The 25769-nt window shown below is 44.1% G+C and carries 21 protein-coding genes; 3 read left to right on the forward strand and 18 right to left on the reverse strand.

Features of this window, described 5'->3' with window-relative positions:
* Nucleotides 1–18: 18 nt before the first annotated feature.
* Nucleotides 19–1302: a nucleotide sugar dehydrogenase gene (locus tag OQX62_RS17085; RefSeq protein ID WP_265832833.1), complete on the forward strand. Its 1284-nt coding sequence runs from the start codon at nucleotides 19–21 to the stop codon at nucleotides 1300–1302.
* On the opposite strand, the gene OQX62_RS17090 is transcribed toward OQX62_RS17085, so the two are convergent.
* Nucleotides 1299–2348, reverse strand: a complete 1050-nt coding sequence (locus OQX62_RS17090) for a GAF domain-containing protein (protein WP_265832834.1) — start codon at nucleotides 2346–2348, stop codon at nucleotides 1299–1301. The genes OQX62_RS17085 and OQX62_RS17090 overlap by 4 nt on opposite strands.
* A gap of 278 nt (nucleotides 2349–2626) precedes the next feature.
* Here OQX62_RS17090 and OQX62_RS17095 point away from each other — a divergent pair, with 278 nt between their 5' ends.
* Nucleotides 2627–3820, forward strand: coding sequence for an inositol-3-phosphate synthase (locus OQX62_RS17095; RefSeq protein WP_265832835.1), 1194 nt, complete (start codon nucleotides 2627–2629; stop codon nucleotides 3818–3820).
* Between the two features lie 108 nt (nucleotides 3821–3928).
* Nucleotides 3929–5335 carry a PAS domain-containing protein gene (locus OQX62_RS17100; RefSeq protein ID WP_265832836.1) on the forward strand — a complete coding sequence of 469 codons (1407 nt, stop codon included), beginning with the start codon at nucleotides 3929–3931 and terminating at the stop codon, nucleotides 5333–5335.
* A gap of 4 nt (nucleotides 5336–5339) precedes the next feature.
* On the opposite strand, the gene OQX62_RS17105 is transcribed toward OQX62_RS17100, so the two are convergent.
* From OQX62_RS17105 to OQX62_RS17185, 17 genes are all read right to left on the reverse strand, one after another.
* Nucleotides 5340–6044 carry an exopolysaccharide biosynthesis polyprenyl glycosylphosphotransferase gene (locus tag OQX62_RS17105; RefSeq protein WP_265832837.1) on the reverse strand — a complete coding sequence of 235 codons (705 nt, stop codon included), beginning with the start codon at nucleotides 6042–6044 and terminating at the stop codon, nucleotides 5340–5342.
* A gap of 3 nt (nucleotides 6045–6047) precedes the next feature.
* Nucleotides 6048–7319, reverse strand: a complete 1272-nt coding sequence (locus OQX62_RS17110; protein ID WP_265832838.1) for a WcaI family glycosyltransferase — start codon at nucleotides 7317–7319, stop codon at nucleotides 6048–6050.
* A gap of 88 nt (nucleotides 7320–7407) precedes the next feature.
* Nucleotides 7408–8658 (reverse strand): class I SAM-dependent methyltransferase, encoded by a 1251-nt coding sequence (locus tag OQX62_RS17115; protein WP_265832839.1) that lies wholly within the window; start codon nucleotides 8656–8658, stop codon nucleotides 7408–7410.
* Nucleotides 8659–8676: 18 nt separating this feature from the next.
* Nucleotides 8677–9987, reverse strand: a complete 1311-nt coding sequence (locus tag OQX62_RS17120; RefSeq protein ID WP_265832840.1) for an NAD(P)H-dependent oxidoreductase — start codon at nucleotides 9985–9987, stop codon at nucleotides 8677–8679.
* A 31-nt stretch (nucleotides 9988–10018) separates the two neighbouring features.
* A complete protein-coding gene (rfbC, locus tag OQX62_RS17125) occupies nucleotides 10019–10573 on the reverse strand; it encodes a dTDP-4-dehydrorhamnose 3,5-epimerase (RefSeq protein ID WP_265832841.1) in 555 nt (184 codons plus the stop codon).
* A gap of 11 nt (nucleotides 10574–10584) precedes the next feature.
* Nucleotides 10585–11664 carry an NAD-dependent epimerase/dehydratase family protein gene (locus tag OQX62_RS17130; protein WP_265832842.1) on the reverse strand — a complete coding sequence of 360 codons (1080 nt, stop codon included), beginning with the start codon at nucleotides 11662–11664 and terminating at the stop codon, nucleotides 10585–10587.
* Nucleotides 11665–11699: 35 nt separating this feature from the next.
* The gene (rfbF, locus tag OQX62_RS17135; protein ID WP_265832843.1) at nucleotides 11700–12506 is read right to left on the reverse strand and encodes a glucose-1-phosphate cytidylyltransferase; all 807 of its coding nucleotides are present in this window, start codon (nucleotides 12504–12506) and stop codon (nucleotides 11700–11702) included.
* A gap of 10 nt (nucleotides 12507–12516) precedes the next feature.
* Nucleotides 12517–13494 (reverse strand): glycosyltransferase, encoded by a 978-nt coding sequence (locus OQX62_RS17140; protein WP_265832844.1) that lies wholly within the window; start codon nucleotides 13492–13494, stop codon nucleotides 12517–12519.
* A gap of 11 nt (nucleotides 13495–13505) precedes the next feature.
* Nucleotides 13506–14708 carry a glycosyltransferase gene (locus OQX62_RS17145; protein ID WP_265832845.1) on the reverse strand — a complete coding sequence of 401 codons (1203 nt, stop codon included), beginning with the start codon at nucleotides 14706–14708 and terminating at the stop codon, nucleotides 13506–13508.
* Nucleotides 14705–15766, reverse strand: coding sequence for a glycosyltransferase (locus OQX62_RS17150; RefSeq protein ID WP_265832846.1), 1062 nt, complete (start codon nucleotides 15764–15766; stop codon nucleotides 14705–14707). Before OQX62_RS17150 ends, OQX62_RS17145 begins: the two co-directional genes overlap by 4 nt.
* 28 nt (nucleotides 15767–15794) lie before the next feature.
* Entirely contained in the window at nucleotides 15795–16967 is a 1173-nt protein-coding gene (locus tag OQX62_RS17155) for a glycosyltransferase (RefSeq protein WP_322973758.1), read from the reverse strand.
* A gap of 28 nt (nucleotides 16968–16995) precedes the next feature.
* The gene (locus OQX62_RS17160) at nucleotides 16996–18030 is read right to left on the reverse strand and encodes a CgeB family protein (protein ID WP_265832847.1); all 1035 of its coding nucleotides are present in this window, start codon (nucleotides 18028–18030) and stop codon (nucleotides 16996–16998) included.
* A gap of 34 nt (nucleotides 18031–18064) precedes the next feature.
* A complete protein-coding gene (locus OQX62_RS17165) occupies nucleotides 18065–19711 on the reverse strand; it encodes a hypothetical protein (protein ID WP_265832848.1) in 1647 nt (548 codons plus the stop codon).
* Between the two features lie 34 nt (nucleotides 19712–19745).
* On the reverse strand, nucleotides 19746–20819 hold the full coding sequence (locus OQX62_RS17170) for a glycosyltransferase family 4 protein (RefSeq protein WP_265832849.1): 1074 nt from the start codon (nucleotides 20817–20819) through the stop codon (nucleotides 19746–19748).
* Between the two features lie 15 nt (nucleotides 20820–20834).
* Complete coding sequence (locus tag OQX62_RS17175) at nucleotides 20835–22376, reverse strand: lipopolysaccharide biosynthesis protein (protein ID WP_265832850.1); 1542 nt, start codon at nucleotides 22374–22376, stop codon at nucleotides 20835–20837.
* Between the two features lie 6 nt (nucleotides 22377–22382).
* Complete coding sequence (locus OQX62_RS17180; RefSeq protein WP_265832851.1) at nucleotides 22383–23390, reverse strand: glycosyltransferase family 2 protein; 1008 nt, start codon at nucleotides 23388–23390, stop codon at nucleotides 22383–22385.
* A gap of 25 nt (nucleotides 23391–23415) precedes the next feature.
* Nucleotides 23416–25764 carry a GumC family protein gene (locus OQX62_RS17185; RefSeq protein WP_265832852.1) on the reverse strand — a complete coding sequence of 783 codons (2349 nt, stop codon included), beginning with the start codon at nucleotides 25762–25764 and terminating at the stop codon, nucleotides 23416–23418.
* Nucleotides 25765–25769 lie beyond the last annotated feature (5 nt).

Here is a 25769-nt window from a genome sequence, read left to right on the forward strand (position 1 = left end):
ACCTAAATTTTTTCCGACATGATCATAAATTCTCAAACAAAAATTGCTGTAATCGGATTAGGCTACGTAGGTCTTCCGCTGGCCATTGAGTTTGCGAAGAAATATGATGTATTGGGTTTTGATATTAATCAGGAGCGTATTTCAGCACTTAATTTGCTAAGGGATAACACCCGAGAAGCAGATCTTGTACGTTTAAAGGAAGTGTTACAAACAGGCCATACCCGGTTAACACTTTCCGCTGATCCGGCAATGCTCGCTGCAAATCAGGTTTATATCATTACTGTTCCTACGCCGATAGATCAGTTTAAAGTGCCTGACTTACGTCCATTACTGGCAGCAAGTAAACAAGTAGCGGCTTACCTTAAAAAAGGCGATATCGTAATTTACGAATCTACAGTTTATCCCGGCTGTACGGAAGAAGATTGCGTACCTGTACTGGAGAAATACTCAGGTTTAACTTTTAATGCTGATTTCTACTGTGGGTATTCACCGGAGAGGATCAACCCGGGAGATAAAATAAATACATTGACTACCATTATGAAAGTTACCTCAGGCTCAACGCCTCAGATAGCTGATGAAGTAGATGCATTGTACAGCAGTATAATCACCGCGGGAACACATAAAGCACCTAGTATTAAAGTGGCGGAAGCATCAAAGGCAATAGAGAATGCACAACGTGATGTAAATATCTCATTTGTGAATGAACTCGCACTGATTTTCGATAAACTGGGGATTGATACTACAGACGTGATCGAAGCTGCGGCAACCAAATGGAATTTCCTGAAATATAAACCCGGACTGGTAGGCGGACACTGTATCGGTGTAGATCCTTATTATCTTGCCTATAAATCTAATTCTTTGGGTTATAGTCCGCAGGTCATCCTGTCCGGCAGAAACGTAAATGAAAATATGGGCATCTTCGTTGCCAATAAAGTAGTGAAGATGATGATTGCAAGGGAAGATAAAGTGAAAGGGGATAAAGTCCTGATTCTTGGCTTCGCCTTCAAGGAAAACTGTCCCGATATCAGGAATACCAGGGTAATTGATATTTATAAAGAACTGGAGCAGTTTGGCATATCTGCAGATGTGTATGATCCCTGGGCCAACGCTGAAGAAGTGATGCAGGAATATGGGATCGAACTGGAAACTGTCCTCCTGCAAAAAGAATATAAGGCAATTGTACTGGCCGTTGCACACCGGCAATTTCTGGAAATAGATTATGCTGCTTACAGAAATAATGGTGCGCTGATCTTTGATACCAAATCGTTTATAGACAGGAATCTTGCGGATGCAAGGCTTTAATTTTTACTGGTATGTTTCACCATATGCTGGATCTTCTCATCCAGCTCTTTTACGGCACGCTCCATCATCATCAGGTCATCCGCTGAGGCCTGATAGCCATCAAACTTAAATAAATTCATCAGGCCCAATATGGAAGAGACAGGTCTCCTGACTTCATGGGCCTGGATATAGGCGATTGCCTTTAAAGACTGGTCACGGTCCAGTGTGTCCTGCTGTGCTTTTTTCAGTTCAGAGATATCTGCCGCGTGATAAGAAACACCAATAATCTCCCCTGAGGGATCAAATGCCGGATTATAATCAAACTGCCACCATATTTCCCTGCCGGCATGTACCAGCGATCTTTCTGTTTTAACAGCGGTTCCTGTTAATGCGCTGTGATAATGCTGCAGGAAATCAGCTGTAAAATCTTCTCCCACATAGTTCATTACATTTTCTTCCACTTTCATTTCCATCTGGTGGTTGTCCCGCATAAATTCCGCCAGCGCTTTGTTAAAAACTATTATTCTAAGGTCTTTATCAATCAGCATGTGGCAGGATGTTGAGCTTTCAAAAAAGGAACGGAGTTTTATTGCTGCATTTTTTGCTTCCAGGTACTGCGCGGTTAAAATTTGCCTGTTGTATTCTGATTCCAGTGTATAGATGACCTGTTTTGATAATGCCATCAGCATTTCTTGTTGTATTTCTGATAAATCTGCCGGCAAATCATTGATAACACATAAACTGCCAACATTATGCCCGTCTGTTGTTTTTAAGGGGACTCCTGCATAAAACCCGGTATCGTTAGCCCTATCTTTGATCACTACTACATCATCCTGATCAATGACCTGATTGCACAAGGCCTGCTCACGTGGAATTTTTTTTATAGCTGAACCAAAACTGTAAGTGATATACTGCGTGTTTTCATCAAGGAGGGTAATCCTGGCTACAGGCGTTCCGCAAAGGTGTGCTGTAAGTTCCACAATAGCTTTCAGCTCTTCCTGTTTACCAGCTTCCGGTGTCAGAAACCTGGCGACGGCCTTTAGGCGTTCCAACTCCTTTATATGCATGTATAATTATTTTATTGGGTTTGTAAAGAATAACATTAACATGCTGTTAGCGTTTTGAGGATAAGTAAATTAGCGTAATTTAATGAAATTTGAACTCCTGACTATAAATTGAAAGTTGTCAGAATGTAAAACTTTCGCTAAATACGATTATTTTACTGACAAAATAAATAATAATGATTGAAATTTAAAGTTGATTCCTATTTTTGCGCAGGTTTACGATTGATTAACATTCTATTAACTAATCCATCAGCCTAAAATAGAATAACCCTAATTTAATAATGCAAAATCAAGAAAATAAAATCAGAGTAGCGATCCTGGGTGTTGGGAACTGCGCCAGCTCACTTGTACAGGGTGTAGAATACTACACAGAGTTCACTGATAAAACATCGGGCTTAATGGCTGATGACATTGGTGGATATAAAGCTGCAAACATTGAATTTGTTTGTGGATTTGATGTAGATGAAAGAAAAATTGGTCAGCCTTTAAAAGATGCCATCTTTGCTAAACCGAACTGTACAATCGTCCTTAACGCAGCGATCAAAACAGAAGCTCCTGTTTACAGGTCACCTGTTATTGACGGGGTATCACCACAGATGAGTGCTTATCCTGAGGCCAACAGATTTGTGATCAAAGATGAACTGAAAACTACAGATGTTCTGATCGATGGTGTTGATTATGACAAAAATCTGGTAACTACCCTGCGTGGTGAAATTATAGAACAACTGCGCAAACATAATGTAGAAGTACTGATCAACTACCTGCCAGTAGGATCTCAGTTAGCTACAGAATTCTATGCAGAGATATGTATTGAACTGGGTATTTCCCTGGTGAACTGTATTCCTGTATTTATTGCATCTGATCCTGTTTGGGAGCAGAAATTTATTAATGCGGGTATTCCTATTATTGGTGATGATATGCGCAGCCAGTTTGGTGCAAGTATTGTTTCCCAGATGTTGCAGGAACTTGCTTTTGAAAGAGGGCACCACGTAAAAGCACATATTCAAAGAAATGTGGGTGGAAATACCGACTTCCTGAATATGGAAGATAAAAACCGTCTGAAGTCTAAGAAAATCTCTAAGGAAAATGTAATCAGGGCACAAAATGATATCAGAGGCATCTCTACTGAGGACAGCTTCCTGCATGCAGGTCCTTCTGAATATATTTCATTTTACGGAGACAATAAAGTAGCCAACTTCCGTCTGGAATTAGAAGGTTTTATGGGCGCTCCTGTTATTTTTGACGCACAACTGTCTGTACAGGATTCTCCGAACTCTGCAGGGGTAGTGATTGATGCGATCAGATATGTATATGTTGCGAGAGAATTAGGTCTTGTAGGTGCTTTAAGAGGACCTTCTGCTTCAACTCAAAAAACTCCGCCAGAGCAAATGATGTTCAGTGATGCCATCTATGAATGCCATTCACTAGCGAAACGTCAATTAACAGATTCTACAAAAAAACAATTGAAAAAATAAAGTAATTATTTTACTTACAGACCACTACAGTTTAAATTCCTGTAGTGGTTTTTTTTTGATCCGGCCATTTGGATTTCACGTATGGTATAGTAGCTATTGCCTAAACAAATGATTAACAAACAGCAAACACCTTTAATGGAGTGGGGTAAGGACTGGCATGAAATTTTTCAGCTCAGTCCCCAGCCTATGTGGGTGTATCATCTGGACACTCTTAAGTTTATTGATGTAAACCAGGCTGCTTTGGCACATTATGGTTACTCCTATGAGGAATTTTTAGGACTTACTATCTTTGAACTGAGTTTAAAGGAGGACATTGATCTTTTCAGATTTGCAGTACCTTATATTAAAACGTTTAAGCGTAATGATGCCAATGAGATTTACAGGCATGTAAAAAAGAACGGCGAAGTCATCCACGTTAAAATAAGCAGCAACCTCATTACTTCAATGCAGGGAAAAGCGGCACTGATCACGGTCACCGATATTACGGCAATTATCAGGTCAGAACAGGAATTAGAGAAATCAAGGGAAGAACTGCAGAAGAGCGAAAAGCGATTCAAAGCTTTAGTGCAGGAAGGATCAGATCTGATCGCCGTGATTGATTCAGAAGGCTATTATACATTTGTCAGTGAAAGTTTTAAATCGATTCTGGGTTTTTTACCGGCTGATTTTATTGGTAAAAGTGCTTTTGAATTTATTCATACTGATGACAGGAAACGTGTGCTGGCCACCCTCTCTTCCATAACGGAGAAAAAAAGAGTCACATTTGAGCCTTTCAGGTTTATCAATAGCAATAATGAATGGAGGTGGATTGCGACTACGGCGACCGACTTAACAGATGATCCCGCAGTCGCCGGCATAGTGACGAACTCTACAGACATTACTGAGTCGGTTATTAAAAGAGATCAGCTCCGTTTAAGTAACGAGCGCTACAGGCTGGCATTAAAAGCAGCGGATGAGGCTATCTGCGACTGGGATATAGAGAATGATACCACTGACTGGGGGAGTGGCTTCTATGAAATATTTGGCTATGATCTGGCCGTTTACAGTAATACGATCTGGTCCGATAATATTTATCCGGAAGACAGGGCCGGGGTACTGCAGGAAATGCAGCAGGTGATCGCAGATCCGCACAGGGATATCCTGTATTCGGAATGCCGTTTTATGAAAGCAAACGGGGAAGTCATCAATTTGCAGTTCAGGATGTTGTTTTTAAGAAATGAACAAGGGAAAGCTATCAGGGCTGTCGCTTCCTTCAGAGATATCACTGTGATAAAACAAACCCTGTATCAGGTACAAAGTCAGAATGAACGCCTGAAAGATATTGCCTGGGCACAGTCGCATACCGTCCGTGCCCCGCTGGCAAGGATTATGGGGTTAATAGAACTACTCAAAACAGAGGGCTCACCCTGCAACTATCAAAATGAACTGATGGAATATCTTTGTGTTTCTGCGGCTGAGCTTGATGAGGTCATCAGAGAGATTGTCCGCAAAACGGAAGCCCTGAAAATTAAATGATCCGTCAATAGGCGTTAATATGTCCCCTCAGCACCTGTGATACAGTCCGCAGAATGATTTTAATGTCGAGGTAAACCGACCAGTTTTCCAGGTACCATATATCGTGCTCCACTCTTTTTTCCATCGCATCCGTCTGCAGGGTTTCTCCACGGTAACCATTAATCTGTGCCCATCCGGTGATGCCTGGTTTTGAGTAATGTCTCACCATATAGTTTTTGATGACATACCTGTATTGTTCTGTATGTTTAAGCATATGTGGTCTGGGCCCTACCACGCTCATATTTCCAATAAGTACATTGATGAACTGCGGGAATTCATCGAGGCTTGTCCGGCGTAAAAACCTGCCCAGTCCGGTAATCCTGTCATCATTCCGGCTGGCCTGTTTATGGTGGCTGTCGTCGTTCACGCGCATGCTCCGGAATTTATAACACCAGAAACTTTTATTATCTCTCCCGCTGCGGTGCTGCTTAAAAATTACCGGGCCCCTGCTGTCCAGCCTGATCAGTAACGCAATCAGCGGATATAACCAGCTAAGTATAAATAACAGGACAAGGCAGCTGAATACCACATCAAAAGAGCGTTTGACATAGCGGTTAAAACGCTCTTCCTGCGGATAGGCCGATTTCAGCCGGATGACAGTTACTTCAGGTGGTTTTTGAACCCCGGTAAAAATATTGAGCCTTTCGGCGATTTTGTCTGCTTGTTTCATGAATTAAGATATTAGGGTGGCTAAAGCAGGTTCTTCCACACGTTCCATCAGGCCTTGTAAAATATTGTTCTTGTTGAGGAAGGTTTCTGCATACTTTCGGCCGTTGATATTCGCATCAGAATAATCAGCTGTACAGCAGTCGAGTATGCTTTCCAGGAGTAATTGCTCATTTTCGCAATCAATCACTACACCCATTTTATTTTCATTAATTACCGCATGCAGGGTTGTGCCCGGCTCGGCAGTGACTAAAGCAAGTCCGCCGGCCGACCAGATCGCGGTAAGTTTAGAGGGCATCATGAGATCGCAGGCACTCTTTTTCTGCAACACCAGGTGAACATCTGTCATATTCAGGAGCGCATTAAATGCATTAAGGGGTTGTGTAGGTATAAAAATCAGGTTCTTCAATTGATGATCGGCTGCAAGTTTAAGCAGCCTGTCCTTATAAGGTCCATTACCACAAATCACAAACCTGATCGAATTATGGTGTTCGAGGTTTTTGGCAATGGAGATCAGACTTTCCAGTCCCTGTTTTTCACCAATACTACCAGAATACAATACAATCTTATCCTCAGGCGCAAAGCCCCACTGCTTTTTAAGCTCATCCCGGCCAATCAGTAATGGATAGAACAATTTTGTATCTACCCAGTTAGGAAAAAGTATCACCTCCTTGTTTGTTTTTTTAGCCACTTTATGCAGCATTCCTGAAGAGATGGTACTGACATAGTTGGCGCGGTCAATGATATAACTTTCCATCGCAAAAAGTACCCTGAAGGCTGATTGTGTTTTTAATACTTTCAGGTCCCTCGCCGCCTCAATTTGCAGGTCATGGATGTGGTAAACAATTTTGCCCCCCTTAAAGAAGCGGTACATCAGGGCCAGGAAACCCAGGTGAAAAGGTGGTGCCATACAAAAAATCTGGTGATGACCAGGTTTAAAGAGCAGGTAAACCGTCATGAAAAAAGCGGAGATCAAAAAACTCGCATCATGTATAATTCTTCTTAATCCGGTGGGTTTTTTTGGTACATATAAAGGACATCGGTAAACATTCAGCTGACCATCTCTCCATATTTCTTTCTTATAAAAACGTCCCGTATAAGGTCTTTGGATCTTCCAGTTTGGATAATATGGGAATGAAGTGAGTACTGTGCATTCGTACCCGCTATCCACCAGCCAGTCAGCCATTTCGCCGGTATATTTCCCTATACCAGTAAGTTCAGGGGCAAAGTTAATGCCCATTACCAGAACTCTTTTTTGATGAGTAGAATTTTGTGTCATTATAGCGTTTTTTAGTTTTTTTTGGCAATAGCAGTCCCTGTCCGCCATTTCTGGCGGTCCGGATATTAAAAAGAAAGGTTAAAGGAGACTAGGTAATTATGGTAAGTATGTCTTCAATAACGGATAATGCAGGAATAGCAGTGACGAACTTAGCATGCCATCTTTTTGCGTAACTCAGGTGCTCCATGATCTCTGTTTTCAGGTTCCATGGAAGAATGATGATATAGTCCGGCTCCTCCTTCAGTAGAACCGATTCTTCAACTACCGGAATATGACTTGCAGGAAGCCACATGTTTTGTTTATGCGGACTGGCATCAACTACAAAGGATACGCTGTCTTCATGAACATCACAGTAATTCAGGAATGTATTTCCTTTTGCTGCCGCACCGTATCCGGCAATTTTTTTACCGGCCAGTTTTTCCCTGTGCAGAAAATCAGTAAAATCTTCCCTGATCTTCTCCACCTTTTCCTGGAAATTCTGGTAATAGGCAATTGTATTCATACCCTTACCGATTTCTTTGTCGAGCAGGGCAGCTACATTTGGCGAGATCTCCTTTGTTGCATCTTCAGCATGTTTGGCATAGATTCTCAAGGAACCGCCGTGCGTAGGAATTTCATCCACATCAAATAATGCCAGTCCCTGTGCAGCGAAAATCTGTTTCACCGTGTAAAAAGACAGATAAGAAAAATGCTCATGGTAAATGGTGTCAAACTGATTGTTCTGCACCAGCTGCATCAGGTGCGGAAATTCCATGGTGATGATCCCTGTACTGCTTAGGATCAATTTCATTCCCTTTACAAAATCAACAATATCCGGTACATGTGCCAGCACATTATTCCCGATCAGTAAATCTGCCTTTATGCCATCCTGCACCAGTGTGGCGGCTAACTTTGTTCCAAAGAATTCGGTAATGGTCTCTATGCCTTTTGCGCGCGCAATTGCTGCAGTATTTGCCGTGGGTTCAATGCCAAGCACGGGAATTTGCTGCTCCTTAAAATATTGCAGCAGATAACCATCATTGGAGGCCACTTCAACTACCTTCGAATCTGCATTAAATCCGAATCTGTCCACCATCGCATAGGTATAATCCCGTGCATGCTGCAGCCAGCTGGTGGAAAAAGAAGAGAAGTATACATAGTGGTCGTCAAAGATGGTATCGCATTTTTTATATTCCGCAATCTGTGTTAAAAAACACGCGCGGCAAGTATAGACCTTAAGCGGATATACCGCCTCAGGCTGATCGAGCTGCTCATGGGTAAGAAACGAATTCGCAGCGGGCGAACTGTTCAGATCAATAAAAACATCAGTCAGTTCTGATGCGCAAAACCTGCATTCCATTTCATTTTTATTAAAGCGTTAAATGACAAGACTATTTTTTAAATTGAAATATTCCACCTGTTCCCTGCGCAGTTGATCTACCAGCCTGCCATCGGGTAAAATCACATCATCATAGGTCAGCACCTGGTCTTTTGGGATGTCGTGCCGCAGGATACAGTTCTCCGCGATGCCAATCGGCAATAGGTTTTCTGCGGTGCTGGTCTCTATGTTTTCACACAGGCCATAGGTCATATAATGACCGATACCATCGATTACACTGCCTGCCTTCAAATCTGTTTTTGCGGCAGCAACAACTTCCACACAGGGCTTGTCAAGCGGAGTTAAGGCCGCATCATGGAACAGTGCTGCCCGGGCTACCGTGTTGGGCACTTCCAGGTGGCAGAGATGGTAGGGCGTATAGAAAAGATAAAAAGGACCGGTGCCCAATTTATACAGGTTCAGGTAATGTTGCTGTACAGGATGATCCGAGGTGGCCAGCACAAATACACCCGGACCAGGTTCGGCACCCACTATATAATCCACTATTCCCGGACCATTCAGCAGTTCTTCGGCAGGAAACATACTGATGGCATCTTTGAGTTGCAAGCCCGGGGCATCAGGACCTATCATACCTCTTTTTGCCACGCGCATTCCTGTTCCATTGGCAATAATGGCCTGTTCAAAGGAGATTTTGCTGCCATCAGCAAAGGAAGATACCATCGCAGGTTTCTGGCCCCATTTCATCGCAAAACCTTCCTGCGTTGTAGGGTTACGGTAGGGATCATGCAGCCCTTTCATATTGCCGCATAAAACAGGTTTCAGACCCATAGATTTGACAAAGCGGTAAAGGTTCATCGTTACGCCCGGCTGGTCGCCGTCAGAATTGGTCAGTACAACTCCTGCTTCTTCGGCATATTTCTTCAGTATCGGGCCAACGGTGCCATCCAGTTCCGCATTCATCAACACCACATGTTTGCTATTTTCAATAGCTGCCAGCGTTACTTCGGCGCCAAATTCAATGGCTCCTGTCACTTCAATTACCACGTCAATTCCTGCAGCACGGCAAACCAGAAAAGGGTCGTTAGTGACTGAATAACGTTTATGCCTGATATTCTCCTCCAATTGTTCGATGGTCGTTACTTCCTGGAAATCTGCTATCCCGGCATCCTCATAAGCCAGCCTGGCTTTCTGCAGCCGGCGGTTGGAGATAGCGACCAGTTCCATGCCCGGCGTAAAGCTGCAGATCTGCAGGGCAATGGCCTTGCCCATAAATCCGGCACCTATCATGGCTACTCTGATTGGGGTATTTGCTGCTTCCAGCTGAGCTAATGCAGTATCTATTATGATCATATTCGTAAAAGATTAAAAGGTTGGAAAAAGGCTATTTATTGATGTCTGCTGATAACTGTTCAGCGAAAGTCGGGTGTGCACGGTCTTTGTCAGAAATCACCTGCGGCTGGATGGGCCATTGGATATTAAAAGCAGGATCATTCCAGAGAAAGCCCTGTTCAGCGGATGGGGTATAAAATTCTGTTACCTGATAGCTCACGTCAGTATCATCTTCCAGTGTGATAAACCCATGTGCAAAACCCTCAGGGATATAGAGCATCGTAAAATTTTCTGCAGTTAATTCTATACCGAACCATTGTCTGTAGGTCTCAGATTCTCCGCGCAAATCTACAATCACATCAAAAATTGCCCCTTTTGTACAACGGACCAATTTTGTTTCTCCAAATGGGGCATTTTGCATATGCATGCCCCGCAGGGTGCCCTTTCGATAATTATGACTCAGATTGGCCTGTACTGCATTGGTATTTAAACCATAAGCTTCAAATTCATTTTTGCAGTAAGAGCGGGCAAAAAAGCCACGGTCATCCGTCAGGCGTTTCAGTTCAATAACATAGGCGCCCTTTAAAGGTGTTTCTTGAAAATTCATAACTGTAAAATTTATAAGGTGTTAATTGCTGATATTTCTGATTCTTTGAAAGTCCATTCCAGTTTTCCATTGATCAGTTTTTTTTCCTGGAGGCTGGACAAGATGTGCAGGCGCATAAAAGGTGAGTTTCTGAAATCGCCGTTTTTGAAACCCATACTCACCAGGCCAACAAAAAGTTCGAGTATCGTTTGCCTGATCTGCTGTTTAGGCTGATGATCCGGCGCCAGCGCCCTGAACAAACTGAAGTCCACCCGGTACGAACGTTTATCAGGGGCTGCGTCCCTGTTAATGCTCAATGCTGTGCCGGGAATGGCGGAAATCACTTCTTCTGCAAGCTCGAAGACCTGGAAATTCCAGGTGTCACTACCAGCATTTACAGCCAGAAATTCATCGTCTTTATCCGCCTTGCGCTGCACAGCCCATTCAATCGCTAAGGCCATGTCTTTTACATGAATCAGCGGTCGCCAGGGACTTCCGTCACTGAGAATGCTGATTTTGCCTGAAGCAACGGCTCCGGCAACGAAATCATTCAGGACCAGATCCAGCCTTAGCCTGTCGCTCATACCACAAGCAGTAGCAAAACGAAGGCAGGTGATGGTAAAGTCTTCGTCTGCAAGGTTTGCCAGTTCCCTTTCTGTGAGCACCTTAGAACGTGCATAAGCCGTCAAGGGGTTCAGCGTAGAATTTTCTGTTTTTGCATGACCATCCGCCTCACCGTACATACTGCAGCTCGAAGCGAAAACAAATGTTTTTACACCTGCAGTTTTCGCCATTTCTGCAAGCCTGACGCTCGATTTATAATTTACATCCAGCGTTATATTTTCGTAACGTGATCCCATCGGGTCGTTACTGATTGCTGCCAGATGAACAATCACATCTACACCACTTAAGGTGTTAAACGGTATCGTGCGTATGTCGCCAAACAACTGCAGATCAAGCTTACTCTCTGGTAAAATAGCAGCATTGGTCAGGCATGAAGCAAAATAACCCATGTCATATCCAATCAGGGTTGCGTCTGGAAAGGCAGTGCGGAGCTGACTTACTACTCCGGGACCTACATATCCCATGTTTCCGGTAATCAAAATTCTCATAATCGAAATGTTGTAATTATTTAAGATGCTTATGTTCAGGTTTTCAGAAGTGATTTCTCCAGCGATTTCACATGCCATGGTGCTTTTCCATCCTGCCAGAGTTCTTCCAGTAACATTTTATCGCGCAGGGTATCCATCGGTTGCCAGAATCCGGTATGGCGGTAGGCAGAGAGCTGATTGTCTCTTACCAGGTTTTCCATCGGCTCACGTTCCCATATAGTTTTATCATCGTCTATATAGTCGAATATCTGCGGCTCCAGAACAAAGAAACCACCATTGATCCATGGCATTTCTTCTGATCCGTCGGGTTTTTCCTGAAAATGACTGATTTGTGTATCATTTGCACCCAGGTTAAATGCGCCAAAGCGGCCGGGTTGCTGCACTGCTGTAAGCGTAGCCAAAGTGTGCTGTGATTGGTGGTATTCAATCAGTTCTTCAATGTTCACATCACTTAAACCATCTCCATAGGTCATGCAAAAAGTTTCATCGCCAATGTACTCTTTCACACGTTTCAGCCTTCCGCCGGTCAGCGTATCAAAGCCTGTATGGACGAGGGTGACATTCCAGGGCTCAGTGTGCGTTTTATGCACCTGCATCTCATTATTCCGCATGTTAAAAGTCACATCCGAATTATGAAGAAAGTAATTGGCAAAATACTCCTTGATCAGATGGCCCTTATAACCACAACAGATAATAAAATCGTTAATGCCGTAAGTGGAATAGATTTTCATTACGTGCAGAAGAATCGGTGTACCGCCGATTTCAACCATGGGTTTGGGTCTAACCCCGCTTTCCTCACTAATTCTTGAGCCAAAGCCCCCTGCTAGTATTACTGCTTTCATATTTTATGGGTTATATTGATTGATTCTTGAGTAGTTGCTGTGCCATCGGGTAGGTCAGGCGCTGTCTTTTATTCCGTAATGAAAATGAAAAAAGATAAGGTCGCCTTTGTAAAGGCCAGAGGATGGGCGATTGTGCTTGTAGTAGTCTTTTCAAATAGGTGAAATGACCTTTTGATGCAGCTTTGATGGCCACCCTGTAATGGTAGGAGCAGATCTCGTAGTTGAAATAATTGATCAGCTCTTTGCGTTTCAGCTTACTGTCAGCTGCCAGTGTATTCAGGATTTTTTCGTAAATCTGAACATGTTGTTGAAAGCCTTCCCCTTTCAGGTTCATGTAATTCGAGGCTACCTTTTCGTGTCTGCGGACATAAACTATTTCATCCCGCTGGACAGCCATGCCAGTGATCCGGGCAAGCCGGCTCCAAAACTCAAAGTCGCCTGCAGAAGGAAAAGCCAGATCAAATCCACTGGTTTTATTCACCAGTTCCGTCCTGACGCTCATGCAGGAAAGATTCCCGCAAAAGTTCCCGAAAATCAGAAACCAGCTATCTGCCTGCCCTGGCTTAATGAACTCTGGCAGCACCTGATACTCCAGGTGCTGAATAGGATATTTGGTGGGCACTGCGGGATTATAAGTCACAAAACCTACTTCGGCTGGAGCCTGCTGCCAAAATTTGATGACAGTAGATAATGCCTTCGTCCCTATAAAATAATCGTCTGCGCAAAGTATATAAGACAAAGGCGCGCTACTCTGCTGGAAAAGGAAATTTACATTGGCCATTATCCCGATATTACCCGTCTGTTTGATCACACGAATTCTCTTGTCCGCCAGCGAATCAAGGTATTCCAGTGTTCCGTCAGAAGAACCATTGTCGCTCACTACCAGCTCCCAATCCTGAAAATCCTGTTTCAGTACCGAGTTGATACACTCTTTTATATAAGGTAAGCCATTCCATACTGGTGTAAGAATGGATATTTTTGGTTCCATGATCTGATTTTTTAAGATTCCTGAATAGCCCTCAACAGTTGGTTAGCAGCAGTTGATGCTGAAAACCATCTCTTAAAGGAACTGTAGGCATTTTTACCCATCGCGGCTTTATGTGAATAAGACGTTTTTTGCCAGTAGTCCAGCAATCCGCAAGTGCCATCCAGCGTATCGCCTGCTACATAACAGCCGCCGCCAAGGCTGATCTTTTCCCAGATATTGACCTGGTCAGAAATCAGTACTGCTCTTCCGCAGGCCATAGCTTCCACTACGGCAATACCGAAGTTTTCCTGGTGACTTGGCAATATGAAAGCCTCACAGCCGTAAAAAGCGCCCCATTTAGCGTCCCCGGAAAGCATGCCTGGTAAAAAGACAGCATTACGCAGTTCAGGATTTTCCAGTATCAGTTGCTGCATTCTGAACCCATAATGCGTTTCTATACCCGGACCGGCAATAACCAGTCTCGGTAAGCTGATTCCCGTACCTGCGGTTTTTTTCAAAGCATCCAGGTAAGCATTCAGCAGGAGGTCTACCCCCTTTTTTTCGTCAATGCGACTCAGGAAAAGCAAATACGGTTCATTTTCAAGACCGGGGCATTTTTCCATAAAAGCCGCTTTCATTTCGGATTTAAAAGGTGGGGGAGGTGTTATTCCCATCCCTATCACAATATCTTTTTTGGGTTTATATCCCCAGAAAGGCTCTTTTGCAAGCGTCGCTTCCGCCTCACAGGTAAACAGAATGCCATCAGCGGCGTTAATCAGCTTTTTTTCTACCAGTTCCCAGTAAATATAGTTACGAAGGGCCTTCAGCTTTCTTTCCGGTGCACGCTGAAAATAAGGATCAAGCATGCCATGAGGCATCACGAATAACTTTGGCAATTCCTTTCCATACGTTCTGCCGGCCAGTTTTTTCATGGCTTTCTGAATAGCATAACCCGGATATGACCAGAGGGCATGCACGATTACTACATTAAAGTCGCCCAGATTGGTCAGCAGCCAGGGATAAAAACTACTGTTATAACACCATGGTCCTCTTTTCTTTCCCAGCGCATAAATGATAAAGGGGTCATTACATAAGTACAGTGCTCCGGGATCATCGAATGTGACTACTTCATTCTGTACCCCATTTTCGATTAGACCTTTTACTATCGTCCTTACTGCCTGAGAGACGCCTCCTTCAGAAGGGTTCATTGATGGAATTACATGTAAGATCTTCATATGCTATTGTATTTGAAAGCATTGACCGTTAAACTCATTTCATTAATTTCCAGCTGTGATTTAATCAGTCTGTCAATCTGATCTACTGCATTGTTATATTGAAACATCCTGCTCACGGTGAGGTAATTTCTTTCTACCAGTGCCTGCCATTGTGCTGGTTGGTCAAGAATATTTCTGATCTGGCCTACGGGGTCGCTCCAGTCGACTTCTATTACGGGATTATAGTTTAGTAAATAGGCAATGTCTAAGGGGGCCGTTCCTAAGATCAGACACTTTGAAGCCATTGCCTGGAGGTAACGGATTGTCAGCGTTGATACATTGCCGGCGAGCCCCGGATGAGTTACAGACCGGGGAAAACAAATACAGATCTGCGTGTCTGCCAGGGCATTTACAAAATCAGTCCATCCAGGAAAGAGGAGATTCTTTTTTAGGCCATGTACAGCAACGTCATGATCTTCACTTGCGTGTTGTGAGAGGTAATTAATCTTATTTTCCCTGCATCCTTCAACTATTTGATCATGATATTTTTGCCATCCGCGACCGAAAGAAAGCACATGAATACTGCGCCTGTTCCAGGGCTTATATTTATATTCTTCTACATTTATCGTCTCCGGAACCCAGTCCACCGTACAACCCGGGATCTTTAATTTATAAAAATGTTCAGTTGCCTGGTGACTGGACAACAGGAGCAGGTTTATTTTACCTTCACGTACCAGCTTTTCTACCCTGGGATAGTCTGGCTGCCATACATCATATGTCCACAATACCCGCATATCTGCATCCCGGCTGAAATAGGGGAAGGTCTTGGAGAAAAAATAAAACCTGTACGGTAAACCCAGACTCAGTACGGCGCCTTTTATTTTATAGCTTTTCAGTACCGGCTTCAATAGATAATGGATCAGTGTATACCATCTGCTGGACAGTGCGCACGGGGCAAAAAGGATCGGTCCCGGCCTGGTTTTCCATGTACTGCATCGCTTAAAACCTAGCTGCAGTTTTTTCAGCAGTTGAATGTCCGGCTGGCGACTACGGATTCTTGCGGTTATTAAGGTGATCATATCCTGATAGATGAGAGGTTAGCATTCTTTAACTGGAGATATGTTCATAGATAAATTCTATTTTATCCACCGCAGCTTTAGCATCAAATCTTTTCACATTTTTGATCGCGGCTGCCCTTACTGTTTTGCGTTCAGCCGCCGTCAGGCTCACAATTTGCTGTAGCGTCAGTGCGGCTTCTGACGCCCAGGTTTGATCATTGTCCGGGCACCGTGCTGCAATCAGAAATGCGGCGTCTCCCGCTACTTCCGTCATTGGCGCTTCATTGGTGGTCATCACCGGGCATCCGGAAGCCATCGCTTCTGCTATTGGCCAGCCAAAGCCTTCAGCATGTGAAGGAAAGAGAAATACATTTGCACCTGCATAAGCGTACTGTACAAATTCATCACTCAGGTTACTGATAAAATGAACATCTTCTTTAAAAGGCGAAGCTTCCAGCTGTTGTAAAACGATGGCAGAGGGCGGCGGACCAATCATCAGCAGAGGTAAAGTAAATTCACTCTGTGCACGCCATGCGGTATAAATTTCAATTACACCCTCCCTGTTTTTATACCATTGGTTACCACCTACATGAAGACAATAACCGGCAGCTAAATCAATACCGGTTTCTTTCGTAATCAGCCTTCTCGCTTTCGCATGATAAAACGGGCGATAGGATTGATCAAGACCATTATAAACCACTGCCGTAGATGTTACCTTATCCGGCAGCATCTGTTGCAGCAACTGGTCCGTTTTCCGGGAAACACTTATAAAATTTTTCCCTTTCCTGTATCCATTGCGTATAAATTTCTGGTACAGTTTGCCGGTCCAGCTGCTCTTGTGCTGCGCTATTTTTCCCATTGCAGAAAGCTGTGCCAGGAAATCGTGGCAATGCATTACATGTCTTCTGTTAGCCATCAGGGGTACCCATGGACCCTGGGCCTGATCTGTAAAAACAAACAAGGTGTCTGCCGGACAGCTCTTCAGCCTTTTTCTGACGGTTGATGGAAATAGAATATACTGATCTACATAACCTAGCCATTTCTTAAAGGCCGATGGTGCCCTGAGAGAGAAAAATTTTCTTTTTGGCGACCATACGGATACATCATGGCCACGTTTTGCCATTCCTTCGGCCAGCATCGCTGTAAACCTGTGCATACTCGTAAATTTTGGTGCGTTTTCACTGCCCATAAAATCGGGATTAGAGAAAAAAACGATATTCATTGGCTTTTAGCTATTACCGGGGCAAAATTCAGTTTAATGCGGTTTCAAGAATTGCTCTGCAGATATCTTCGTTTCCGACTTTGAGTGCTCTGACACGCTGCATTCCTGCGAGACGGAGCTGATCAATCTTTCCATTGTTCAGCAGGTCTTTACATACTTTCACACATTCACTGGCGTCTGACCAGAAAGCGGCTTCTACCCCTTCTAAATATAAGTGCTGGTGTTCCGCTGTGCGTTCGGCACAAAGGAGGCCTCCTGCATAAGGGATTTCCAACGACCTTGTGGTATGCAAATCGCGATTGCCTTTAGAAAGCATTCCCAGGCAAATTTTTGCGCCCTGTATCGCTGCGATATAATCTCTCCCACTCAGACTTTTTCCGCGCCAGCAATGTTTGAGTTTAGGGAACAAGTGGCTCTTCTGCCATCCATCCCCCCAGATATTTACCTGTAGTCCTTCTCTGATCAGGTGCAGGATAAACTCATCCCTTTTTTCATTCCGCATCCAGGTGCCTATAAAAGCGATATCTGATTTAAAATCTGCAGGTATTTCATGAATATCAGCATAAGGCTGATGCGCTACTTCATCATAACTGCGCAATACACGCATCACATTTTTGGCACCTAGAAAAGAACATTCCTTAGCTGTTTCCATTCTCACCACCACCACCAGGTCATACAGCGGGATAGCCCCCAGCAGGGAATCGAATCTCCGTCCATCTCTTTTACCCGTAGGGTCGTCAATATTATACAATATTACCGGGCACTTTAAGGTCTGCAAGGCTTTTACACAGTTACAGCCCATCAGTTCACCACTATCTACCCAGACCAGGTCCGGCTGCGTGATCTCGTTCATCATCGATTTCACCCATTTCAACATGTCCGCCTGTAATAACCGGTAGCCAGTTCTAAAATGCAGCGCTGCCCACCAGCGTGAGCTGAGTTGCTGAAAAGCTTCAGCAGGGTTTTTAACCATTACCCGATGTCCAAGTCTCGACAATGCACGCGCCCGGTGAAAAGAGGTAGAACCCGGATGGTTGTCACCTATATAAAGAATAGTCAACATGAGATATAATTTAGCTGTAGAAATAGGGGAGTATTCAGAAGAGATAATCCGCGGTTTTTGTCACATGAAAGATGGCCAGATAAAGTCCGGTCATCTGCAGATAACCTCTGATCAGGTAGGTGACAATACCCATTACGCTTTCTGTAGGTAAAAATTGAAAAATAGAGCTGATGGCTAACAGACCACATACACTGAAAATCAGCTGCCGCTCAGGGTAACCCTTAAACCGTTCCACCTTTCGGATCAGGCATAAACGGTCGAACAGCAGGAATACAGGAATGATGCCTATGCCAAGAATGGCCAGGTACCACCAGCCGAATGCCGCCATACCCGTTCCTGCAAAATGTCCCGTTCGGAAACCGCCATAAGCTTCGGGGCCTGCACCTGCTACACTGTAGAGGTAATCACCAAAGGAGAGCGAATAAACAAATTCCTTGTCCACTTTAGGGTTAACTACCTTGAGTACCGGCGCAGGTAAGATTCCCCACATATAATCCATAGAATACTTTAACACTGAAGGATTATGATCGCCTACCTGTTCGGCAAGAATCAAGCTGGCATCATTGAATTTAATATTTGCGAACCTTGCCGTAAATATATTATCCAGGTAACGCTCGTCCCAGATACTCTCACTTGTGGCATCTTCCAGCCTGCGATAGGCGATGGCATCCTTGTCGTGGTAAGCCTCCAGTGTCAGGTCAATCAATTCTGCGCGGGAAATATCATTACGCTGACTACGAACAATCACCATTGCTGTACCCAAATCTGCGAGAGGTCCGGTAATCAGCCAGAAAAAAAAGCCGCCTACCACCATGATTTTGGTGGAAATTACCGGAGTCTTAAAAATCCCAAGCATCATACCCAGCAAATAGGAGAAGCCCACGGCCGTAAATCCCAGCATAAATGCACCCCTGCTGTTTCTGGCTATGCTCAGAAGAAACAAGACCAGCGTAAATATGATCAGTAGTGGAACCGTCTTTTTAAAATCAGGCTTTTTACCACCATACAGCATATAAAATGGGATAAAATAAGGAGAGTAACCAAAAGGAAGGAAAGCCTGAATGGCTTTGTCGCCCGCATTGCCGGTTACCTCAGTGGCTGTTGCCGAAGAAAAGAAAAATACGTAAATATTTGCCATCAGCCCAATGGCACCCATCAGCCATAACTGAAGTTCTGAAGGTGGTGTGAAAAAACCTAGGCGGCGTAAAACAGCGCCTTTGCTTCTTAAAGTGTTGATGGGGAGTGACTGATAAATATAGTGTCCGGCAATTAAAGCAAATAGGGAAAGTGTAGAATGAAAGAATACTTCATAAGGCAGGTCCAGGTTAAATACCAGAGACTTCAACTCGATCGAAGTAAATATCAGGGGAAAATAAAACTGCGTAGCCGTAAAGCCAATGATGAGGAATGAGGAGAGGGGGTATCGTTGCAGCGTGAATTGCTGAAAGTACAGCAGGCATAATAGCAGCCATGCAAAAGCCACATACAACATGGCCACAAGGTTCGGGATACTCCACCAAAACAGGCATTGGTATGCGGCAGCAGAAAAGAAAATGATCCATGACCATAAGATCAGTTTATCCAGGAAACCGGCAACCCGCGTTAACTGGATGGTAACAGGTTTTTTATCATATACGGTCAGGTGCCCGGTATCCGGGTTAGGTACGAGTTGTGTGTTCATACAGAGAGCGTAAATAGAAATACGTTAATTTATATCAGGCATTTTGGAGTAGCACCCGAAAGCTTTTTTCATATTGCCGGGCTACTGTTTCCGGAAGAAATAGCTGCTGCGCACGTAAACATGCACTTTGGCCGAGCAGCTCCCGCCAATAAGTATCCTCAATCAGCACCCTCAAAGTTCGTGCGATATTGGCGGCAGATTTATTGTCGAGCATAATCCCTGTATTGCCCACAATTTCCTGTCTCAGTTCATCATCGTCAGTTATGATCGTACAGCCGTACAGCATCGCTTCCACCAGCGTTGTGCCATAGGATTCATTTGTGGGAATCTTCACAAAGATCGAAGCTTCTTTCATGAGCCTGATGATTTCGTTGTGGGGCAGTCCGGGATACCAGCTGAGCCGGTAATCCGTTTTTGGTTTAGGTTTATCTTTAGCAACAATTGTGACTGCTACCTTGTGAATTTCCATGTAATCGTGACCCAGCAAATCAATTGCGTCCAGCAGGTTAAACAGTCCTTTGTTTTTACCATCGTGGGCAACAAAGAGGATATTCACCCGGCTCCTGTCTGGACGTATATATTCAGCTGCCTCCAGACCGGGCATAAAAAGGGGAATCGTGACAGTTTTATCCTTAAAATCCGGTCTGTAAAATAAAAACCTTTCCATGCCCGCTTTAGTTAAAAAGTGCAGTACTGCTGCTTTTTCGAGCGACCTGGCCATTTCATCTGCTTGCTGCTGTGCTGTTGATCCACTATGGGATAGATCAGCCATCTGCTCAGCCCTGATAAATCCGGTAGTTACAAATGCCGGGGTTTCTTTTACTGCTTTGAAAAAGGCCACAGGATTAGCAGGCGGGCCATAATGATAGATCAGGTCTATTTCTTCTTCAGTTTTCCTGATACCATAATCAACCAGCGGTGGTAAAGCCGGTAAAAGGCGGTGCAGCATCAGGTGAATATTAAATGTCCTGGTATAACTTTCTGAAGCTACAAATTCAGTTTTCAGCTGCGCGTATGCACCAAGCTGGCCTAACATGCGGGCTACTTTATACGCTTTGTGATGCCGGGCTACCATCCATTCCGGGCAATAAATTCCTACATTCATCATGACAGACGGTTTAAATTATCTGGAAAACAGCAATCTGAACAGTGGCAGGCTACTTATCATGTGTTTTGCCCTTTCAGTTGAAAGCAGTGGCAACAGTTGCCAGTATCTCCAGCAGTTCCATGTCAGCATCAGCATGGTAATGACCAGCAAAGGCCATTTGTAATCGGGCAGCAATATGATTAGTGCCATCGCAGCAATCGCTATGCAAACAGAAATGGCACTCCTGTAAAAAGGTTTTTCCGGCCACATCAGTCCTTTATGCTGCAGCCATCTTTTGGCTATAATTCTGAATCCTATATTGGCGGCAATTTCCGCCAGTAAAAGCCCGAGTCCGGCGCCCGTAATACCCAGCCAGGGCACCAGTAAAAAGATACCCGCCAGGGCAATAGCTGCGGTTAATCCCGAAATGAGCAGCTGCGCATTCAACAGGTTATTTCCTCTTACAATGGCAATCGCAGGCTGCGCTATAGCATATACCAGTATACTTGCAGACAAAGCCGCAAAAAGCCAGGGGTTAAAAGGAATTCTTCCACGTGTCCAGGATTCATACAAGGGTTCAACAATTACCTGTGCACATACCAGTGCAGGTGCCAGGAGGGAAATAGACACGATCCATACCGTTCCGAATGCTTTATCGCTTCTTTCCTGATCTCTGTTGTGCAGGAACAGCATCAGTTCCGGCATCAGCGGATTGGTGATTGTATGCAGACCCTGCATAGCTACGTTTGTTCCTGTCCGCATGGTAGAAAACGCAGCAAGTCCGGCTGTACCAGTAAATGGGGTTAACAGTAATCTTGCTCCCTGTTGCCGCAGGTTTTCAAATAGACCAGTGATGGATAACAATATAGATTTCATCAATATACGCCACCCTAATTGTAAAGACGGGGTGGTGCCGGTGATTCCTTCTTTCCTGAGCAGTTGCAGCATGTCTATATAAATAGGTATGTCCGCAACGATACGGATACCCGCTACAATGAAACCTGTTTGTAGCAGACTGGCACCAGCAATCACCGCTATAGCCGGTGCGATATTCATTAGTAAAGCAGAGAAAACGCCCCACCAGGCCATCCGGTGAAAATAGCCAAATGTAGCAAGTGCACGGGTCAGGATGCCCCCAATACTGCCACAAATCAGCCAGGCAACACTCTGTACCAGTAAAACTATTCCGGCATCATAAATTAGTTGTGCCTGTCTGCCCGCCGATTGTTCACCAAGTAATGCCCCTATATTTCCGAAAAACAGGATTCCCGCAATTACCAGCAGTTGTATAATTCCCATTACAATTCCTATCAGCAGTCCCGAGCATAAATATTTGCTCAGTTCAGGCAGCCTTTTTTTGCCGAAGCGGAGAAATTCAAAGCCTATATATTCCTGGAAACCAAGATCCAGCGAAGTCAGCAAGGCCGACAAGGCTAACACAGCCAGCCACAATCCGTAAGTAGTCACGTCCCAGTAACTCAGGTATAGCGGTACGAGTGTAAGCTGAGTGATGAGCGTGACACCGATTTGCATCCATGAGGCCGTTGTCCCGGAAATTAATCTTGATGATACCGACATCTTCTTTTATGCTCTTAATGGTTTCAATCTTAGACGTCTGCTCAGCAGATATAAATTGTCAATCAGCTTCAGTGAATGCTGGATGAATGTTCCCGGCCTTTCTATAGGTGCAGGAGGAATTTCCTTCCCATGTTTTGCCGCTTCCTCCCGGCAGGCTTCCCAGTCGAAATACCAGATGTCATCCGTATGGAAACGCTTATATCCATAATTCCTGAAATGTTCCAATACTTCGAAATCCTGCCATGAAAATTCAGGCTCATAAAAGTTCTTTAAGTTGATGCCCATTTCTTCCCATTCCCGCAGCCATTTTACCGGTACGGGTTTCACCCGGCTGGAATTGCGGATCTTTTTCATTTCATCGGCGTTGTATTTGTACCTTCTGACATAAGTAGAGCTGGATCTGTTGACATTCTCTATCACCGAGTAGAACCTGATTTTAGCGTAGCGTACTTTCATCCTGGAATATAAAAAGTGAAGAATTTTTATCTCTTCGATATATACCGTGTCCCCTGCCGGATTACAAGGCACCCGTCTGGAGTGAATAATGTCCGGCTCATGCGCATGACCATCATCTACATAACCCAGCGGGAAATACTGGTGATATTGATCCCCCCTGATACATTTGTTATTGTTGAAGATCATGTCTGTTCTTTCGAAATGGAGCGATGTGCCCGGAGGCAGACTTCTGATCCGGTCCCAGGTAGCTTGCTGCTGCAAACTATCTGCGGCAAATATCTCGTCGGCATCTAGTCCCATTAAGATCCTCTTATCATCAGGGAATAATTTTCTTGCAGTTTCAATCAGTAAGATCTGCCTTTCATCTTCACCATAGTTCTCTTTGTCATTGATGATCAGGTGTACCTTAGGAAAAGCTGCGCAGATTTCCCTGCTCCTGTCGGTAGAGAGCTGATCAGCTACCACAATGCAATCTGCAAACAAACTAGTTACCGTCAGGAACTGTTCAAGGATCCAATCTTCATTTTTAATCGGGGTCAGCACAATAATTTTACTCATAAGCCATAAGGGGGAATGATCAGTTTTAGAATCTTGTTGAAAAGTTACGGAAGGGAGCGAACCAGGGTGACAGATCTACCCTGTCTTTATAGTAGCCGTAATCTAAATTATATCCGTAGCGGCTATCCATTTGTACGCCATTAAAAACCAGGCTCATATTAACCAGTTTACCCTCTCTGTACACTTCATCAATGAATTTAAGTTCTGATTTGGGTGTGTAATTATGACGTATCAGATATAAACTCACATCACACATTGGTGCCAGGATTGTTGCATCCGTTACCAGGTGCAGCGGGGGAGTATCTATCAGCACATTATCAAAATCAGCACGCAGTTCGGTAATCAGTTCTGCCATTTTATCAGAGCCGATCAGCTCTGAAGGGTTCTCAGGAACTGCGCCGGAGCGCATCACAAATAAATTCGGGTGTACGCCTGAGGGTACAATAATTTCTTCTTTAGCGGCTTTTCCACTCAGGTATTCACTCAGTCCGAGCTGATCTGCTGTTAAATTAAAGATCTTGCTGATCTGTGGTTTTCTCAAATCCAGTTCAAGTATGATTGTTCTTTTACCCAGCATAGCCAGGGAAGTAGCGATATTGCTGGACACATAACTTTTCCCTTCTTTAGGGATACTTGAAGTGAACAGGACTACCTTTCCCTTCCGGTCATAGGCATGCAACAGGTTGGTCCTTAGTCCCCTCATCTGCTCACCGATGGCATAAGCATCGCGGTCCAGTACGACCAATGGTTTTTTAGTGTTTTCCTGGATCAGTTCACAGATGACAGGTGCAGCAGTTATGGCTGCAATATCATCTTTGGTCAGTACCCTGTTCCTGAGTATACTTCTGCCTGTAATCATGCCAGCCGGGACCAGAAGTCCTGCTAGTAATGCAATAAACAACGGTATTTTTTTACTTGTTTTGGGATCATCGTAATACGCTTCCTCCACGGTACGCGCATCAGTCAGCGTAGAGGCATAACTCAGCGCTACTTCCTCTCGTTTTTGCAGGAGGTAGACATACAGACTTTCCTTGATGCCCTGCTGGCGTTTGATACTTACATACTGACGCTCTTCTCCCGGCATATTCTTGATGCCCGCTTCCAATCCGGAATTGAATGAATTCAGTTGCCTTTTTGTCGCTGTAAGCGAAGTTTTAATACTGTTTACATTCTCTTTGATCGCGTTTTGCGTACTTTTTATCTGCCTGTTGATCGGTACAAAAATCGGGTTGTTTTCCGGTGTGATGGCGAGGAGTCTTTCTTTGTCTACCTGCAGTTTGTTCATCTGTGCTACCAGGTTGATTAATCCGGGATCGGTAATCCCTATAGTCGCCGGAGCATGGTCACTTTTATCCGGTGCATTTACATACTTTTCTACGCCCTCAATTACGTTGAGCTGCACATTCACTTCATTCAGGCGACTGTCATTTGCCTGTACATTATCCAGAAATACCTGCGATTTGGCAGAGATATCCGTCAGGCCCACACTGCTCTTATACCCTTCCACATCTTTTTCCACACTGGTCAGCTCCTGCGTTAAAGAAGTGAGTCGTTCATCAATGAACTTTAGCGTACTTTCAGTTTCTTTATTTTTGTCAATCACATTGAAGCTTTTGTATACGGCTACCAGTTTATTTAAAACAGCTGTTCCACGCTGGAAAACTTCATCTTCGATCTTCATTTCTATGATCGGCGTTGTTTTATTTAAGACCGTAATGATCTTTTCCTGGTAGTCAGAAATGGTCTTATGCTCACTTTGCAGATGCAGTAACACCGTTCTCCCTATAAAGTACTTTAAGTTTGCAGTAGGTACCAGTTGCCATTTGCCAAAAGAGCTGTTCAGTGTGTTCGTGAATTTTCCCTTCAGTTCTGTTTGATCCGGTTTAACGATGGTATAACTGTCCATGCTATTGATCGTTATGCTGAAATTATAGTCCTTTAAAGGTTCTTTCTGTTTAATAAATTTGAACCGGAAAGGGGTGGTGGCGTATAAATCCAGCGTAGTGTAACTACTTTTTTCATAATAATTACACCATAACTGGAGCTCATCCACAACTTTTTTGATTACAGGTCTTGATTTTAAGATTTCCACTTCACTTTCAGCAAACTTAGGTTTGGAAGAAATGTTCAATTGCTCCAGCGCGGCGGCACCACCAGAGAGCGGCTGGTTTTTATCATCTTTTAAGGCAACTTTGGCTTTGATCTGATAAACCGGTATCGTATGTCTGATATATACATAAGCCAAAGCCGTTGTGCACATCAGGCAGATCAGAAATAAAGGCCAGTGATATAAATACTTACTCAGGATCTGTCTCAGATTCTTGCGTTTTTCTTCGCCGACTTCAGTAAATGGGGTATATGTTAATTGTTCCATAGCAG

Origin of the sequence: Pedobacter sp. MR2016-24 (genome assembly GCF_026239655.1) — a bacterium.
Classification (GTDB): domain Bacteria; phylum Bacteroidota; class Bacteroidia; order Sphingobacteriales; family Sphingobacteriaceae; genus Pedobacter.